Origin of the sequence: Clostridium sp. MCC353, from assembly GCF_018785315.1 — a bacterium.
Classification (GTDB): domain Bacteria; phylum Bacillota; class Clostridia; order Lachnospirales; family Lachnospiraceae; genus CHH4-2.
Window position 1 is genome coordinate 1 of record NZ_WQPN01000104.1, and the last position, 16,467, is coordinate 16,467.

At 39.8% G+C, this 16,467-nt stretch carries 12 protein-coding genes; all 12 read left to right on the forward strand.

The window, feature by feature from the left end; genetic code table 11:
• Positions 1-123: 123 nt before the first annotated feature.
• The 12 genes from GPL15_RS17750 to GPL15_RS17805 all read left to right on the forward strand — a co-directional run bounded on the left by GPL15_RS17750 (position 124) and on the right by GPL15_RS17805 (position 16,451).
• The gene (locus GPL15_RS17750) at positions 124-747 is read left to right on the forward strand and encodes a TetR family transcriptional regulator (protein ID WP_215700032.1); all 624 of its coding nucleotides are present in this window, start codon (positions 124-126) and stop codon (positions 745-747) included.
• A 39-nt stretch (positions 748-786) separates the two neighbouring features.
• On the forward strand, positions 787-1,893 hold the full coding sequence (locus GPL15_RS17755) for an efflux RND transporter periplasmic adaptor subunit (RefSeq protein WP_215700033.1): 1,107 nt from the start codon (positions 787-789) through the stop codon (positions 1,891-1,893).
• Between the two features lie 16 nt (positions 1,894-1,909).
• Positions 1,910-4,960, forward strand: coding sequence for an efflux RND transporter permease subunit (locus GPL15_RS17760; RefSeq protein WP_215700034.1), 3,051 nt, complete (start codon positions 1,910-1,912; stop codon positions 4,958-4,960).
• On the forward strand, positions 4,953-6,098 hold the full coding sequence (locus GPL15_RS17765) for a TolC family protein (protein ID WP_215700035.1): 1,146 nt from the start codon (positions 4,953-4,955) through the stop codon (positions 6,096-6,098). Before GPL15_RS17760 ends, GPL15_RS17765 begins: the two co-directional genes overlap by 8 nt.
• A gap of 19 nt (positions 6,099-6,117) precedes the next feature.
• On the forward strand, positions 6,118-7,317 hold the full coding sequence (locus tag GPL15_RS17770) for a TolC family protein (RefSeq protein ID WP_215700036.1): 1,200 nt from the start codon (positions 6,118-6,120) through the stop codon (positions 7,315-7,317).
• A gap of 225 nt (positions 7,318-7,542) precedes the next feature.
• Positions 7,543-9,090 carry an O-antigen ligase family protein gene (locus GPL15_RS17775; protein WP_215700037.1) on the forward strand — a complete coding sequence of 516 codons (1,548 nt, stop codon included), beginning with the start codon at positions 7,543-7,545 and terminating at the stop codon, positions 9,088-9,090.
• Between the two features lie 263 nt (positions 9,091-9,353).
• Complete coding sequence (locus GPL15_RS17780; protein WP_215700038.1) at positions 9,354-10,970, forward strand: O-antigen ligase family protein; 1,617 nt, start codon at positions 9,354-9,356, stop codon at positions 10,968-10,970.
• 20 nt (positions 10,971-10,990) lie between these two features.
• Positions 10,991-12,325, forward strand: a complete 1,335-nt coding sequence (locus GPL15_RS17785; protein WP_215700039.1) for an exopolysaccharide biosynthesis polyprenyl glycosylphosphotransferase — start codon at positions 10,991-10,993, stop codon at positions 12,323-12,325.
• On the forward strand, positions 12,322-13,458 hold the full coding sequence (locus GPL15_RS17790; protein ID WP_215700040.1) for a glycosyltransferase family 4 protein: 1,137 nt from the start codon (positions 12,322-12,324) through the stop codon (positions 13,456-13,458). Before GPL15_RS17785 ends, GPL15_RS17790 begins: the two co-directional genes overlap by 4 nt.
• A gap of 2 nt (positions 13,459-13,460) precedes the next feature.
• Positions 13,461-14,558 carry a glycosyltransferase gene (locus GPL15_RS17795; RefSeq protein WP_215700041.1) on the forward strand — a complete coding sequence of 366 codons (1,098 nt, stop codon included), beginning with the start codon at positions 13,461-13,463 and terminating at the stop codon, positions 14,556-14,558.
• On the forward strand, positions 14,555-15,661 hold the full coding sequence (gene wecB, locus GPL15_RS17800) for a UDP-N-acetylglucosamine 2-epimerase (non-hydrolyzing) (RefSeq protein ID WP_215700042.1): 1,107 nt from the start codon (positions 14,555-14,557) through the stop codon (positions 15,659-15,661). Before GPL15_RS17795 ends, wecB begins: the two co-directional genes overlap by 4 nt.
• Positions 15,662-15,674: 13 nt before the next feature.
• Positions 15,675-16,451, forward strand: a complete 777-nt coding sequence (locus GPL15_RS17805; protein ID WP_215700043.1) for an ABC transporter permease — start codon at positions 15,675-15,677, stop codon at positions 16,449-16,451.
• Positions 16,452-16,467: the final 16 nt, after the last annotated feature.

The following is a 16,467-nucleotide window of genomic DNA, read 5'->3' on the forward strand; positions in this document are numbered from 1 at the left end:
TTTTGGTTACAAAAATGGGCTGTTATTTACAACACGGGACTTTTGTAGTACAAACGGGATTCTCGGGCTACAACTCAGCAATAGACTTTATAGTTTTTTTATAAAATAAAGGGTGTGTACACAATGCCAACACAGCGTTTCTACAATTTAACTGAATCAAAGAAAAATACAATAATAAGAGCGGCCAAACATGAATTTTCCCGCGCCCTATACTCTGAGGCATCCATCAACAAGATCATTCAGGAAGCGGGGATATCCAGAGGCAGCTTTTATACATATTTTGAAGACAAAGAAGATCTTCTCAAATATATCATGGAGGATTTTCAAAACAAATGTAAAAGTGCGATATGGAAAGCGTTAGAAAACGCAAAGGGCGACCTGTTCAATGCAGTGGACCGGGTAGTCTTTTACGTGATCCAGCATGGACGGCAAACGGAAGACTTCAACTTCTACAAGAATATCCTGTCGGATTATCATCTGACTACAGACACGGTTGGTTTCCGCCAGCATGCATTTTTACATAATTATGGCCCTTTCCATGAATTTACGGAAGGCTGTTTCCAGCGTTTGGATAAGGATAAGTATAAGCTTCAGAATGCGGCAGATTTCGGTTATCTGCTGGAATTAATATGTATTGTCAGTCTGAAGACAATAGCTGTAGTCTATAATGGAATTGCATCAGAAGATGATGCTAAAAAAGTATATGATAAGCAGATGAATATTTTAAAAGTCGGCGTATGCCGGTAATTATGACTCTCAAAATGTGACATAAAGAGGAGATAAATTATGAAGAAGAAAGTAAAATATCTTGTATTACTGCTGGTGATATGTCTGGCAGCATTTATAGCATATTCGTTGCTTGGCAAGAAAGAAGAAGTTGTGATCGAAGAAGTTAGACCTCTTGTTATGGCGACAGAACCAACAGTAAGCGATATTACACTATATACCGATTTAATTGGAACAATTGAACCGGCAGAAGTGGTTACCGTATATCCCAAAATGAGCGGTGATGTGCTGGAAGTGATGTTTAATGTAGGTGATACAGTTACAGCAGGACAGGAATTGATCAGAATTAATTCAGATGCCCTGGATTCTTTGAAGATTCAGGTGGATGGTGCGGCGATCAGCAAACATGATGCGGAACTGGCCCTCCAGAGAACACAGGCATTATTCGCGACAGGAGCTGTTTCACAGCAGGCCCTTGAGCAGGCTCAGAGTGGGGCGACAGGGGCAGCTCTTCAGTATGAAGCGGCAAAGAACTCTTATGACCTCCAGTTGAAATATACAACCGTAACATCCCCTATTAACGGTGTGATTGAATCTAAAAATGTTGAGGTTCACGATATGGCCTCCCCGGGTGCGTCGATCTGTGTTATTTCAGGCCAGGGACAGACTACCATCAGTTTCGGCGTTTCTGAGAAGGTGATGAAGAATCTGACACAGGGAATGGCGGTTGTTGTTGATAAAGCAGATACAAAATACGAGGGCGTGATCACAGAGGTTGCATCCATGGTAGATCAGATGTCAGGTCTTTATAAGGTAAAAGCGACAATTAACGATGGCGCCGGCCTTACAACCGGTTCAAAGGCGAAAGTTACAGTTACTATGGATTCAGTACAGAATGCTCTTACGGTTCCGGTCGATGCCGTCTCTTATGCGAATGGTGAGCCATTTGTTTACTGTCTGGATGGAACTAAGGCTAAAAAGGTTATGATTGAAGCCGGTATTTATGATAAGGAAAAGATGGAAGTGAAGTCAGGGCTTTCACCAGAGGATCAGGTTATTTACACCTGGAGCAATGAATTAAATGATGGCGCGGAAGTGCTGGTCAAAGATGCGGATGCTTCTGAAACGACAGAGAGTACGGAAACTGAAACAACAAGCGCTAACTAGAAGGTGAGGGAGCAGGATGTTAAACTTAACTAAATTTTCACTGAAACGGCCTGTCACTGTGATTCTCGTCCTTGTTACTTTGGCGTTTTTCGGTTTACAGTCCGTATTTGGCTCCAAGCTGGAGCTGACACCGGAGATGGAAATGCCCATGATGATCGTTGCGACCGTCTATGCAGGCGCCAGCCCGGAGGATATCAATGACTTAATCAGTACAGAGATAGAAGATTCTGTCGCTACACTGGAAGGCATTGATTCAGTTATGTCTTATTCCATGGAAAATATTTCGATGGTATTGCTTTCTTATAAATATGGAACGAATATGGATAAGGCCTATTCTGATCTGAAGAAGAATATGGATGCGTTAAAAAGCAGTCTTCCAGAAGATGCAGAAGAATCCAATATTGTGGAGATGGATATCAACGCCCAGCCGGTTGTCATGCTGGCGGTCAGCGGAGGCACGGATGGAAACCTCTATAATTATGTAGATAATGAAATTGTACCTGAATTTGAAAAATTGAGTTCAGTCGGTGACATTTCTTTAGCAGGCGGACAGGAATCTTATGTCAGGATTGAACTGATACCTGAAAAGCTGAAAGAATATAACCTTAATATGAACACCATTGCCCAGCTTGTAGGAGCGGCGGATTTCTCCATTCCTGCAGGTGACACAAAAGTTGGCAAACAGCAGCTTAATGTAAGTGTGGGAAATGATTATAAAGATATAGAAGCGATCAAGTCCATTTCTCTGCCGTTAGCCAATGGAGATATTATTCATTTGTCAGATGTGGCAAATGTTTATGATACCTTGAAAGAAGCCAACAGTATCGGACGTTATAATGGCCATGATGCGGTATCTATCAGCATCCAGAAGCAGCAGAGTTCCAGTGCGGTTGATGTTTCCAAGGATGTTATGGCGGAAATCGACAAGATGACAGCGGCTAATCCGGAACTGGAGATCACGGTTATCTATGATTCCAGTGAGATGATCCTGGATTCAATCAAGAGCGTTATTCAGACCATGGTTATGGCGGTTGTCCTGTCCATGCTGGTTCTGTTCTTCTTCTTTGGAGACTGGAAGGCATCTATGATTGTAGGAAGTTCTATTCCTGTATCCATCATGCTTGCCCTGATTATGATCCGGTCCATGGGCTTTTCACTCAACGTTATTACGTTGGGAAGTTTGGTTCTCGGCGTTGGTATGATGGTTGATAACTCTATAGTTGTGCTGGAAAGCTGTTTCCGTACGAAAGAGGGGCGGAATTTCTATGAAGCGGCTTTAGAAGGGGCTAAGCTGGTCCTCAGTTCAGTTACGGGTTCCACGGCGACTACCTGCGTCGTATTCCTGCCGTTGGCCTTGCTGAGCGGTCTGTCAGGCCAGATGTTTAAGCCTTTGGGATTTACAATTGTATTCTGTATGCTGGCTTCCCTGTTTTCTGCGGCGACGGTGGTGCCGTTGTGCTATATTTTCCTGCATCCGTCTGAGAAAACGGATACTCCGGTCAGCGGATTTATGAGAATGCTTCAAAATGGTTACAGGAACCTGATCCCTAAGATTCTGCCAAAGAGAAAAACAGTTATTTTCTCCGCGGTTGCCCTGCTGGTACTTTCCTTCCTGCTGGTGGCCAACGTTGGTATGGAGTTGATGCCCCAGACAGATGAAGGAATTGTGGCTATGACGATTAAAACCAAGCCGGGCCTGACCCTTGAAGAGAATAACAAGATTCTTTCCCAGGTAGAAGAAATCGTTGCAAATGACGCCGAAGTAGACCATTATCTTCTTACATACGGCGCCAGCGGCCTGAGCATTTCCATGGGAGATTCAGCCTCTTTAAATGCATATTTAAAAGATGACAGCAAGATGAGCACCGATGACATGATCACAAAGTGGAAGAATGTAACCCAGTTGATCCCGGACTGTACCATCACTATGGCAAATGGAAGCAGCTCAGGTATGAGTGGAATGTCTACCAACCAGATCGAAGTGGATCTGCAGAGTACGGACTATGACCTTTTGAAGAAGACGTCTGACGAGATGGTAGAAGAACTCCGCAAGAGACAGGATATCACCAAAGTACACTCATCCATTGAAAATGCCGCGCCTGTTATAAAGATCAATGTGGATCCAGTAAAAGCCCAGGCGGAAGGCCTGACCCCGGCCAGCGTGGGCGGCAGCCTGTACAACACCTTATCCGGTGTAAAAGCTATGGATTTAAATGTAAACGGCGGGGATGTGGAAGTCCGGGTGGAATTTGCACCGGAAGAATATGATACCATTGAAAAACTTCAGGGAATCCTTCTTCAAAGCCCTAAAGGGACTATGGTTCCCCTTAGTGACATTGGAAGCATTCATTATGAAGACAGCCCTCAGGCGATTGTCCGTTCAGACAAGAGATATCAGGTGGCAATTACTGCTGAGCCTGTTGAGGAATATAAGAAAACAGCTAAGACGGATGTGCAGAAGTTTGCACGGGAATATGAACTGCCTTATGGAGTGGAGACCGCGGCCAACAGTATGGATGAGATGATGGTAGAGGAACTTTCCGCATTGGGCGGCGCCATTGGAACCGCTATTTTCCTGATCTTTGTTGTTATGGCTATGCAGTTTGAATCACCGAAATTCTCGTTGATGGTTATGTTTACAATCCCGTTCAGTTTGATCGGTGCATTTGGATTCCTGTTCATTGCAGACTGCCCTGTCAGCATGACTTCAATGCTTGGTTTCCTCATGATGATCGGTACGGTTGTAAATAACGGTATTCTCTATGTGGATACGGTTAACCAGATGCGGGGGGATATGGGAGTGGAAAAAGCCTTGGTTGAGGCCGGAGCGATCCGTTTACGACCTATTATGATGACAACACTTACGACCGTATTGGCTATGATCCCGATGGCTGTAGGTTACGGTAAATCAGGCGCTACCCTGCAGGGGCTTGCTCTGGTTAACGTAGGCGGTCTGGTAGCGTCTACAATCTTGTCACTGTTATTACTTCCTACCTTCTATCAGTTAGTTGACAGAATCGGCAGGAAGACCTTTGGAATGGAAGCAGGAGGAGTAAATTATGATTAAGCGCAAACAGGCGATTTCGTTAGGAATGGCGCTGCTTTTAGCAGCGTCCCTTCCGGGGACGGCTCTGGCAGCCAGTCCGGAGTTTGCACGTACAGAAGAAGAATGGGCCAGACTTCGCGATAATACCATGGAATATGACGAGCTGGCCGGCTTGATCCATGAATACAACACTACTGTTCAGAATAACCAGTACGCATATAAGGATTATTTGGGTAAAGACCGTCAGGACATCGCTCAGGATTACCGTGACCTGGCCGATGAATTATATGCGAGCATGTCGGGCGATGACGATATGCAGTCCATGATTTCCGATCTGAATCTGGAGATTCAGGCAAGAAAAATGCAGCAGAATGCGGATGACAATGTGGATGACGGCCAGATCGTGCTGATGGGATACCAGCAGGCGGAAGATAATCTGGTAGTTTCCGCCCAGTCCAATATGATTAACTATTTTAAACAACAGCAGGATTTGGAACTGGCGAAGAAAAACAAAGAATTGCTGGAAACTACTTATAATGTGACTGTAACCCAGTTTAATAACGGTTCAGCAACCCAGATTGATGTGCTCAATGCAAAAGAAAGCCTTCAAAAGGCAGAACAGGCAATTAGGGACACGGAAGCATCGATTGTTAGTTTAAGACAGCGTCTCTGCGTCATGCTTGGATGGAAATACGATGCGGTTCCCGAAATCCGGGAGATTCCTTCAGTGGATATGAGCGTTATCGATTCTATGGATCCTGTTGCGGATAAAGCCGCGGCATTAGAGAATAATTATACGCTGCGCATCAATAAGAGAAAGTATGATAACGCCCAGAACGCGGATAAGAAGGAAGATCTGCGCAAGACAATTGAAAGCAATGAGCAGACAATTGGGGCATCCCTGATTTCTTCCTATCAATCCGTTTTGTCCGCAAAAGCGGCATATCTGCAGGCTGTAAATGATACGGCTTTGGAAGTGCGGAATATGCAGAATGCAGAAACGAATATGCAGTTGGGAACGATCAGTCCTTTGCAGTATCAGCAGCAGCAGTTTGCCCTGCTGAGCAAACAGACGGCAGAAAAAACAGCGGAATTAAGCTTGAGAGAAGCAATAGAAACCTATAACTGGTCTGTAAACGGTTTGGCGAATGCCGGCTGATGAAAGGCGGTATGTAATTATGAGAACGAACAAGAGGATTATTTCCGCCCTGCTTTCCGCAGCGATGATTGCCGTTTTTCCGGTCCAGGCGATGGCGTCTGGCCCAGGTGTGACCGAGACGGAAAAGTATGATGCGGAAACTCTGGCCCGGCTTCAGGATGATGTCCTTGAATATGACGAACTTCCTGATCTGGTTCATGAATATAATGCCGGTATGCAGGTGATGTGGAATTCATTTGACCGCATGAAACAGGATTATGTCAATGTAACACAGGAGTTAAAGAGCCAGAGAAAGACCTATAAAGATGGAGCGGAGAGGGACAAGGATGCTTTAGATCACGCCACCAATCCAAACGATATTTATCAGCTGACAGTTTCTTATATGACTAATAAGGGCTTAGACAAAGCGATTCAGTCGGTTATTACGACTTATTCAGACGTGGTGGATAATTTTAACAGCGATAAAAACACCCAGACACTGCGCCAGTACGAGCGTCAGGCGGTCAGCGGCGCCCAAAGCCTGATGATTGCCTACAGCAGCATTGAGGCTCAGAAAGGCATTCTGGAGAAGATGAAAGAGATGTATGACGCCCAGTACGCCCTTGTAACCCAGCAGGCCGCCCTTGGCACAGCCACGGAAGCGGATCTGTTGTCCGCTCAGTCCAGCGTGCTGTCTGCGGAAGCCTCCCTGGCCTCCCTCAGCAGCACCCAGGACGATTTGAGAAGAAAATTGATCGTGATGACCGGATGGTCTGCTGATGCCAATCCGGAAATCCGTCCGATTCCGACTTCTGATTTAAACCGCATCGCGTCCATGAATTTGGAAGAAGATACGAAGAAAGCTATTGGGAATAATGCTTCACTGATTTCGGTGAGACATGCGGGAACCAACGGTTCTACCGCAGAAAAGAGGCTGCATCTCATGAGCGTGGAAGAAGCAGAGCAGAAAATGACCATAAAAATGCAGGAATTATACAATGATGTATTCAAGAAAAAAGCGGAGTATGAAGCCGCTTTGACCGGTTATGAAAGTGCAGTAATCAGCAAACAGTCCGCAGATGCCATGCGCCAGATGGGTATGGTGGGTGAGACGGAATATATCGGTCTGCAGCTCCAGTACCTGCAGAAAATGTCTGAGAAAGAAGCGGCGGATATTGCACTGTTTCAGGCGATGGAGACTTATGACTGGGCGGTGAAGGGGCTGGCTGGTTATGAGTAGATAGAGACTGTTGGTTATAGAAATAGGGAAGCATTGTTGTGAAATAATAATGCTTCCCACTTTTTTATTTATATAGTAAATGTGGATGGTGATAGTACTGCTTTCTTTTGGTTGCCAGTGGTTAGATGAATATGCTATAATGTCAAGAGCAAATAAAAAAGATATTTTTTTGCCTTTTAAATTATAAACTAAACTGATAATTGAATTGAAAAGACGGGAAAAGTTATGAGAGAGAAGATGTGTTTTACAGGTATGGAGTGGACTAGAGAGAAGATTAGGGATTGGATAGCTGGTTTTTTTATTCTCTTAATTTTGATTGTCCATCCGCTGATATTAAATAATTATTATAGTGATGTTTTAGAGACGAAATATAAATTTTATTATATTACAATGATTGCAATGTTCCTGATGCTGTTAATTAGCAGCTTGGTAATAAGAAAGAGGGAGGAGAGAAGGCAAAGAAAGGCTTTGTCATTAGTGGACTGGGCAATGCTGGCTTTCTTATTTAGTGCAATTATCTCGACAGTTTGCTCTGATTATAAGTATGAGGCTTTTTGGGGGAACGAAGGGCGTTTGAATGGCTTATTTTTACTGGCTATTTATACGGTTTCTTATTTTTGTATTAGTCGTTTTTGGGAGTTTAGAGACTGGTATGTTAAAGTTTTTTTAATTGCCTCTCTTGTCGTCTGTATATATGGTATTGGAGATTTTTTTCATGTGGAATTTTTTCAGATTGAACCGGTAGTGGATCAGGATAGTAATATATTTACTTCTACTCTTGGAAATATAAATGTTTATACTTCTTATGTGGTTATGGCTGTAGCGGTTTCATCTGTTTGCTTTTTTGCAGGGACGAAAAGAGAAAAAAAGATTATTTATTATATTTGTATGATTGTCACTATGCTGGCTTTAATTACCGGACAGAGCGATAATGGTTATTTAGCAATGGGCGCTCTGGCTGTCATTCTTCCTTTTTGGTTATTTCGAACAACAAAAGGAATAGGGGAGTATTTTATTTTTCTGGCAGCTTTTTGTACTGCAATTATTTTTATTGGTGCAATGAGTGCAAGTGGTGGAACGATACCGATAGATGGAATTACCAAGATGGTTGCTGGTTCTAAGCCTTTTGTAATATTTTGTGTCGTACTATGGTTGATAGCGGGCGGTTGCTTTGCTTTTAGCTGGAAAAAAGTTCAGGAAACTATGTTGCCAAAGTGGATTATAGGTATATGGGGAATATTTTTAGTGGTATTTGCTGGTGTTATTATATATATGCTGTATGATTGCAATATTGCAGGTAATTGCAGTCGTTATGGGGCATTAGGCGGTTATCTGTTGTTTGATGATGCCTGGGGTAACTACAGAGGGTATGCCTGGAAACTTTTTTCAAAAATCTATATGGATTTTCCAATGATTAAGAAGCTTTTTGGTTGTGGACCTGATACTCTTGCTATATTAGCTGTTCAGGGATATTTAAAAGAAATGATATCAACGTATAATGCTGTTTTCAGCAGTGCGCATAATGAATACTTACAATATTTAGTTACAATAGGGGCTGTGGGTACGATTAGTTACATTACTGCTATTATAGGTTCTATAGCAGCTATGGTTAAACGAGGAAAGGAAAACCCAATATTTTTTGCAATTGCTGCAGCAATATTATGTTATAGTGCTCAGGCAGTTGTTAACATTAATACCCCAATTGTTACCCCCATAATGTTTGTTTTATTGGCTATGGGAAATGCTAAGAAAATGAAGACTGGAACTGCTTAGGGCAGTCCCCAGTCTTTTGCTTTTTAAGGAGGTATTTTTAATAGAGATTTGTTGTGCCTTTGTAGGAACATTAAGCGATTTTTGTAAAGCGTATGGAAATGTCTTCGGGTTTTGTATTATTTTAGCAAAAAAAGTGTGAATATTAATAAAAGATTAAGCAGATATAACACCTTTTTTGGGAGTTGAGAAGTTGAGTATTGAGTTTGATTATGTTATACTATACCAAGATATGCCCTGAAAAATATGATGAGATAAGGAATAACATGATGAGTAATAAGAAAAAAACCTCCAATAGAGAATTTTATGAGGCGAAAAACCGTATTATGAGCGCTATAACTGGCTTTTTTGTTTTGATGGTTTTAGCGGTGCTGCCTTTAATTGTGGATGATTTTTATTTTAATATTCTGGAAACCAAGTATAAGTTCTATTGGATTTCAATGCTTATTATGTTTTCGCTGTTGCTGGTAACTGCTGGTATTTTCTTTTTATTCGATATTACTGATTCAGAAATGGAGAATACGAAAAGTTATTTTAGAAATTTATTCTCTGCTGATTGGAAACGGCATTTTTCGTTGCCAGATATAGCCATGATTGTATTTTGGCTTGGGGCGGTAATAACTACATTAATCTCAGATTATAAGTACGAATCTTTTTGGGGTAATGAAGGCAGATATAATGGACTATTTTTGATTACTATTTATTTCGCTGCCTATTTTTGCATAACAAGATATTTGAAATTTAAAGACTGGTATGTGGAAATATTTCTGTTTATAGGAATGCTTGTCTGCCTGTTTGGGATTACAGACTATTTTAAAATGGACCTTCTTCATTTTAAGGTGAGACTTAAAATTGAACAGTATGAGATGTTTACTTCTACATTGGGGAATGTTAATACTTACACGGCGTATGTGGCGCTAGTGGTTGGAGCGGCAGCGACATTGTTCGCCACTGCCAAAGATATTAAAAGAAGTATTTATTATTACATCTGTGTTGTTATTTCTTTTTTTGCGATTATTACGGGACAGAGCGATAACGCATATCTTACCTTGGCGGCTTTGTTTGGTTTTTTGCCATTATATTTATTTGGAAGCCGAAGAGGGGCGAAACGATATCTTGCTTTAATAGCAACTTTTTTTACTACTCTACAGGGTGTTATATGGATAAGCCGTATTTTTTCAGGTAAGGTGATCGGATTTGGGGGGCTGTTTTATATAATTGCCAAAACGGACTACCTGATATATGTAGTTGTATTTTTGTGGTTATTGACAGCAGTCGTATATTTTGCTGATAAGGGAACTGCGTCAAATGATAAGACCCCTGGCTGGCTGAAAAAGGCATGGGTGGGATTGATTATAGCTGTGATTTTATGTGTCAGTTTTGTGCTGTATGATTGTAATTTTGGTGGAAGTCCGGAGCGCTATCAGGCGTTTGATCAATACTTGAGATTTGACGATACCTGGGGTACGAACCGAGGATATATATGGCGTATTGCTTCGGAGATGTATAATGACTTTTCATGGCCTAAAAAGTTGTTTGGCTATGGCCTGGATACATTTAAGATAATGACAATAAATAACTACTATAATGAAATGATAGCCAATTATAAAGAACTGTTTGACAGCGTTCATAATGAATACCTGCAATACCTTGTTACGATGGGAGCAGTTGGATTGATCTCATATCTTGCATTACTTCTGACAACGTTTGGAAGAGTGATTAAGAAATGCCTGAATAGACCTGCTGTGATGGCAGTATTATTTTCAATTCTTTGTTACTGCGCTCAAGCGACTGTTAATATTAATATACCGATAGCAGCACCGGTTATGTGGACACTGATAATGGCAGGGAATTCAGCCTGCCGTGAGCAAAGTACAGTATAAGATTGGAATGAGTAATTAAGATGAAATCTTTTGAAAAATACAAACGTTTAATTAAATTATCATTTTCACTGGTTACTATACTTATGATGGTCACTATGTATGGATATTTGTGGATTGGCTATTATAATAAGGTGATTTTGTTTCCTTTCTTTAGAAGAGGAAACTGGATGATGATAGCTTTGTATGGTGCGCTGCTTGTTTTCTTTATGAAAATGTATGGCGGTTTTAAGGTTGGTTATCTGAAAAAAGGTAATTTGATTTACTCTCAAATTTTAGCGATTATTTTTACAAATTCTTTTACCTATTTTCAGATTGCTGTGTTGGATAAAGGTTTTTTCAGCCCGTTTCATCTGATTGTATTAACTGTGGCTGATGCTTTTATGATTATAATCTGGACACTGGCGTTCCAGATGGTATATGTGAAGATATTCCCTCCGAGAAAAATGCTCCTTATCACTGGGGACAAGTCGGATTATCATTTGATGGAAAAAATGAATGCCCGTGAGGATAAATATGAGATTTGTGAAGTGATTAATTATAGGGCAGGAATGGAAAAGATCTTTTCTGAAATAGATAAGTTCGGTGGAGTAATAGTTGGAGACATGCCGTCGCATGAGAGAAATTTGATTGTTAAGTACTGCTTTGAACATTCTACCCGTTCTTATAGTGTGCCGAAGATATCGGATATCCTGCTCCGTAGCTCTTATGATTTGAATTTGTTCGATTCTCCGCTGCTTTTGTCGAGAAACCAAGGGCTTCAGATTGAACAGGAGTTTGCAAAACGCTGTTTGGATATTATTGGGTCGCTGTTTGGGATTATAGTGTCTTTTCCGTTTTTTATAGTTATTGCCATCTGTATAAAGTTGACGGATGGCGGTCCCGTGTTTTACAAACAGGTGCGTTTGACAAAAGGCGGGAAAGAATTTGAAATCTACAAATTCCGCACTATGATTCAGGATGCGGAAAAAGATGGGGTTCCCAGGCTGGCGGCAGAAGGGGATAAAAGGATTCTGCCTGTTGGACGTCTTTTGAGAAGAACCAGGCTGGATGAGCTGCCCCAAATTTATAATATTTTAAAAGGCGATATGTCTTTGGTAGGCCCCAGACCGGAACGTCCGGAACTGGCAGAGGAACTTACGAAAGAGATTCCGGAGTTTCCATGCCGGTTAAAGGTAAAAGCTGGCCTGACCGGCTATGCCCAGGTTTATGGAAAATACAATACAACAGCCTATGATAAACTGAAACTGGATTTGACCTACATACGCAGTTATTCTTTCTTATTAGATTTGAAATTAATTATCATGACACCTAAGATATTATTTTTAAAGGAAAGTACAGAAGGTGTGAAGGAATGAAAAAAGCGTTAATTGTTACAACTGTGAGCGGTTTTGTTCCTCAGTTTGAGATGCAGAATGTACATATTCTGCAGAATATGGGTTTTGAAGTGCATTATGCGGCGAATTATGATATGCCTTCGTATGGGGATGACAACAGCAGATTAGATGGTACTGGAATTATCCGGCATCAGGTGGACTTTGCCAGAAGCCCTTACAGCAGGAAGAATGTAAAAGCATATAAGCAGTTACTAGACCTTATGAAGAGTGTTAAATTTGAATTGGTGCATTGTCATACGCCTATGGGAGGTGTGCTGGCCCGGTTAGCTGCGCATAAGACCGGTACGGGGCCGGTGATCTATACGGTTCATGGATTCCATTTTTATAAAGGGGCGCCTTTGATTAACTGGCTGGTGTATTATCCGGTGGAAAGGTGGATGGCCCGGTATACGGATATGTTGATAACGATTAATGAGGAGGATTATCGGAGGGCGAAGAGGTTTAAGGCCAAAAGTGTTAGGCGGATTCATGGGGTTGGGATTGATACCGAAGTAAAAACAGTTCTTGACGAAAATGAGAAGAGGCAGTTGAGGGAAAGCCTGAAACTGCAGGATGATAAGGTAGTATTGGTATCTGCCGGCGAACTGAATGATAACAAGAATCACATTATGGTTTTAAAAGCATTGGCGAAGATGCCGGAAATTGACTGCTATTATTTGATTTGCGGTAAAGGGCCATTGAAGGAAAAGTTGGAAAGATACGCAGCTGATAATGGTTTGAGGGAAAAAGTCCGCTTTTTGGGTTATCGGAAGGATTTGAGCCATATTTTACAGATCGCGGATATTTTTGTTATGCCTTCTAAAAGAGAGGGGCTATCTACGGCGGTTATGGAGGCAATGGTGCATGGCTTGCCGGTGGTGGCGACGGATATTAGAGGGAATAATGAATTAGTAGTAGATAATGTAAACGGTTACTTAATTGGGCTCGATGATAATGTATCATTTTGTAAGCAACTGCTTGTGCTGATGAAAAATGAGAAGATTAGAAAAAAGATGGGTAATAAAGGCAAAAGTAAAGTGACGAATTATGACAATTCTGTGGTGAAAAAGGTAATGAAAAATAATTATGCGGCAATTTTAAAGGGGAGAAATTAATTATGCTAAATATTATATATTTTGCTCCAATTCCTTATGAAGAAATGAAGCAAAGACCACAATATATAGCCGAACTCCTTTCGAAAAAAAATAGAGTGATTTATGTAGAGCCTACGGATACTTTAATGAGATGTATTATTAAAAGAAAAGATAATTATAAAGGGAAGAAAAAATATATAAGTGAAACATTAACAGTGATACGTTTACGTGGCCATCTGTCAGTTCATGCGAAATTAAAACTTTTTGATTTTTTTCATTTAGGTACAATATATGAGAAGTATCAGATTAGAGAATATTTGAAAGAGGCTGATGTCATATGGTTAGGAAGTGAATCCTGGGTAGATGTAATTAGAAAGGATAAAACAAAAATTTTAGCTTACGATAAAATGGATGATAACCATGAGCTTACAAAAAGTTGGTTAATAAAAAAATATTTAATTAAAATGGAGAGGAAACTTGTGGATAAAGCTGATCTGATTTTTGTTACATCCAAAGTCTTTTATGAACGTTTCTCTCGCATTAATAAAAATGTTATATTAATGCCCAATGCAGTAGGCGAAGATCAAATGATTTTTAAGGTTGATCCAGTCGCAAAAACAGAGAAAAAAAGGATCGGCTATTTGGGAGTAGTAAGTCATTGGGTTGATTTGGATGCAATTAGATTAATTGCAGAAAACAATTTGGACTATGAGATTGCAATTATAGGACCTAATTATTGTGAGGAAATTAAATTACCTAATGTTATATATTATGGGCAGGTAGAAAAGAAAGAAGTGCCTAGTTGGATTGCGAGTTTTGACATCTGCTTGTATCCATTTAAAATGGGGAAATTAGCAGATACAATAGATCCTGTTAAAATTTATGAATATTTGGCTGCTAATAAGCCGGTCATTGCAGTTCAAAGTGTTGAAATGGAAAAGTTTGCATCGCTTCTATATACCTATAAGAATTATGATGAAATGTTGAGATTGTGTAGGGATAAGTTGTTGCCTCCGTTTAAATGTGATGAAGATTTACAACGCTTTTTTAAAGAAAACAGCTGGAATAATAGAGTAGAGCATATAGAAAGTATATTAACAGAGAGGAAAATATTACAATGAGAAAAGTAATGGTGGTTTTTGGGACTAGGCCAGAGGCAATAAAGATGTGTCCGCTTGTTAAAGAGTTAAAGAAGAGGAGCCAAATTGAGACTATAGTATGCGTTACAGGACAACATAGGCAAATGTTAGATCAAGTATTGAATGCATTTTCTGTTATTCCTGAGTATGATTTATGTATAATGAAAGATCAGCAGACACTTTTTGATGTTACCGTTAATATATTACAAAAAATTCAGAGTATTTTAATAGAAGAAAAACCCGATATTGTTTTGGTTCATGGAGATACAACAACAACTTTTGTAACAGCATTAGCGGCATTTTATTTACAGATTCCTGTGGGGCATGTTGAAGCTGGATTAAGAACGTATAATATCTTTTCTCCGTACCCAGAAGAATTTAATCGACAGGCTACGGGAATAATTGCGAAGTTTAATTTCGCGCCAACTAATATGGCAAAAGAAAATCTATTAAGAGAAGGAAAAAATATAGAAACAATTTTTGTGACAGGAAATACAGCAATTGATGCCTTACATACGACCGTGCAAAAAGATTATAAAAATGAATATTTAGACTGGGCAAAATCGGGGCGCTTAATTATGTTGACAGCTCATAGACGAGAAAATTTAGGAGAGCCATTGCGTCATATGTTTCGTGCGATTAAAAGAATTGTAGATGAATTTCCCGACATTAGAGTTATTTATCCAATTCATATGAATCCAGAGGTTAGAAAAGTTGCACTAAAAATCTTGGGCGATAATGAACATATACGTATAATTGAACCTCTAGAAGTAGTTGATTTTCATAATTTTTTAGCGCAATCTTATTTGATATTAACAGATAGTGGTGGAATTCAGGAAGAAGCCCCTTCTTTGGGTAAGCCTGTATTAGTTATGCGCGATACAACAGAGAGACCAGAAGGAATAGCTGCTGGAACATTAAAATTGGTGGGAACAGATGAGGATACTATCTATAATACTTTTAAAAAACTTTTAGAAGATGAAAGTGAATATAAAAAAATGAGCCTAGCATCTAACCCGTATGGAGATGGTCATGCATCTGAACGTATAGCTGGAATTTTGGAAGATTGGTTATTAAATAAATAATTGAGGTAAGAAGTTGGAAACTATAAAAGAATTATATGATTATCGAGAAATGATTTTTAGTTTAATCAGGCGTGATCTGAGAGGGCGATACAAAGGTTCGGTTTTAGGATTTTTTTGGACATTTTTAAATCCATTACTACAATTAGTTGTATATACAATAGTATTTTCTATATTATTTAAGTCGAATATAGAGCAGTTTTATATTTTCCTTTTTGTGGGCCTAGTCCCGTGGCTTTTTTTTAGTACTACATTAACTGGTGGCGCTACCTCAGTTGTGAGTCAGGAAAGTCTAATTAAGAAAATTTATTTTCCAAGATTAGTTCTTCCGATATCGTTTGTCACAAGTGCTTTTGTAAATATGCTTTTAACCTTTATTGTGATTTTTGCTGTATTAGTTTTGAGTGGTTTCGGGATTAATTTCAGAATTATATGGGTTTTACCAATAATTATGATAGTGGAGTATATTTTCTCACTTGGAGTAGCAATGATAACCTCAGCCTTGACAGTATATTTTAGAGATTTAGAGTATATATTAGGAATTATTTCTATGTCATGGATGTATTTAACTCCGATAATGTATTCTATAGAAATTATACCAGAACAGTTTAGAACATTAGTATATCTAAATCCAATGACATCAATTATTTTATCATACAAAGACATTTTGTATTATAAACGTATGGTAGATTTAAAAACATTAGGACTTGCTTTTTTTGTGGGCTTTATGGCATTAGTAATAGGCTTTATATTATTTAATAAACTTCAAAAAAGATTTGTAGAAGAACTATAGTGATTTAGGGAGAAGG

Coding starts and splice junctions, on each gene's coding strand:
- GPL15_RS17795 (WP_215700041.1), top strand. CDS start 13,461: ATGCTAAATATTATATATTTTGCTCCAATTCCTTATGAAGAAATGAAG.
- GPL15_RS17770 (WP_215700036.1), top strand. CDS start 6,118: ATGAGAACGAACAAGAGGATTATTTCCGCCCTGCTTTCCGCAGCGATG.
- wecB (WP_215700042.1), top strand. CDS start 14,555: ATGAGAAAAGTAATGGTGGTTTTTGGGACTAGGCCAGAGGCAATAAAG.
- GPL15_RS17750 (WP_215700032.1), top strand. CDS start 124: ATGCCAACACAGCGTTTCTACAATTTAACTGAATCAAAGAAAAATACA.
- GPL15_RS17755 (WP_215700033.1), top strand. CDS start 787: ATGAAGAAGAAAGTAAAATATCTTGTATTACTGCTGGTGATATGTCTG.
- GPL15_RS17780 (WP_215700038.1), top strand. CDS start 9,354: ATGATGAGTAATAAGAAAAAAACCTCCAATAGAGAATTTTATGAGGCG.
- GPL15_RS17760 (WP_215700034.1), top strand. CDS start 1,910: ATGTTAAACTTAACTAAATTTTCACTGAAACGGCCTGTCACTGTGATT.
- GPL15_RS17785 (WP_215700039.1), top strand. CDS start 10,991: ATGAAATCTTTTGAAAAATACAAACGTTTAATTAAATTATCATTTTCA.
- GPL15_RS17790 (WP_215700040.1), top strand. CDS start 12,322: ATGAAAAAAGCGTTAATTGTTACAACTGTGAGCGGTTTTGTTCCTCAG.
- GPL15_RS17775 (WP_215700037.1), top strand. CDS start 7,543: ATGAGAGAGAAGATGTGTTTTACAGGTATGGAGTGGACTAGAGAGAAG.
- GPL15_RS17765 (WP_215700035.1), top strand. CDS start 4,953: ATGATTAAGCGCAAACAGGCGATTTCGTTAGGAATGGCGCTGCTTTTA.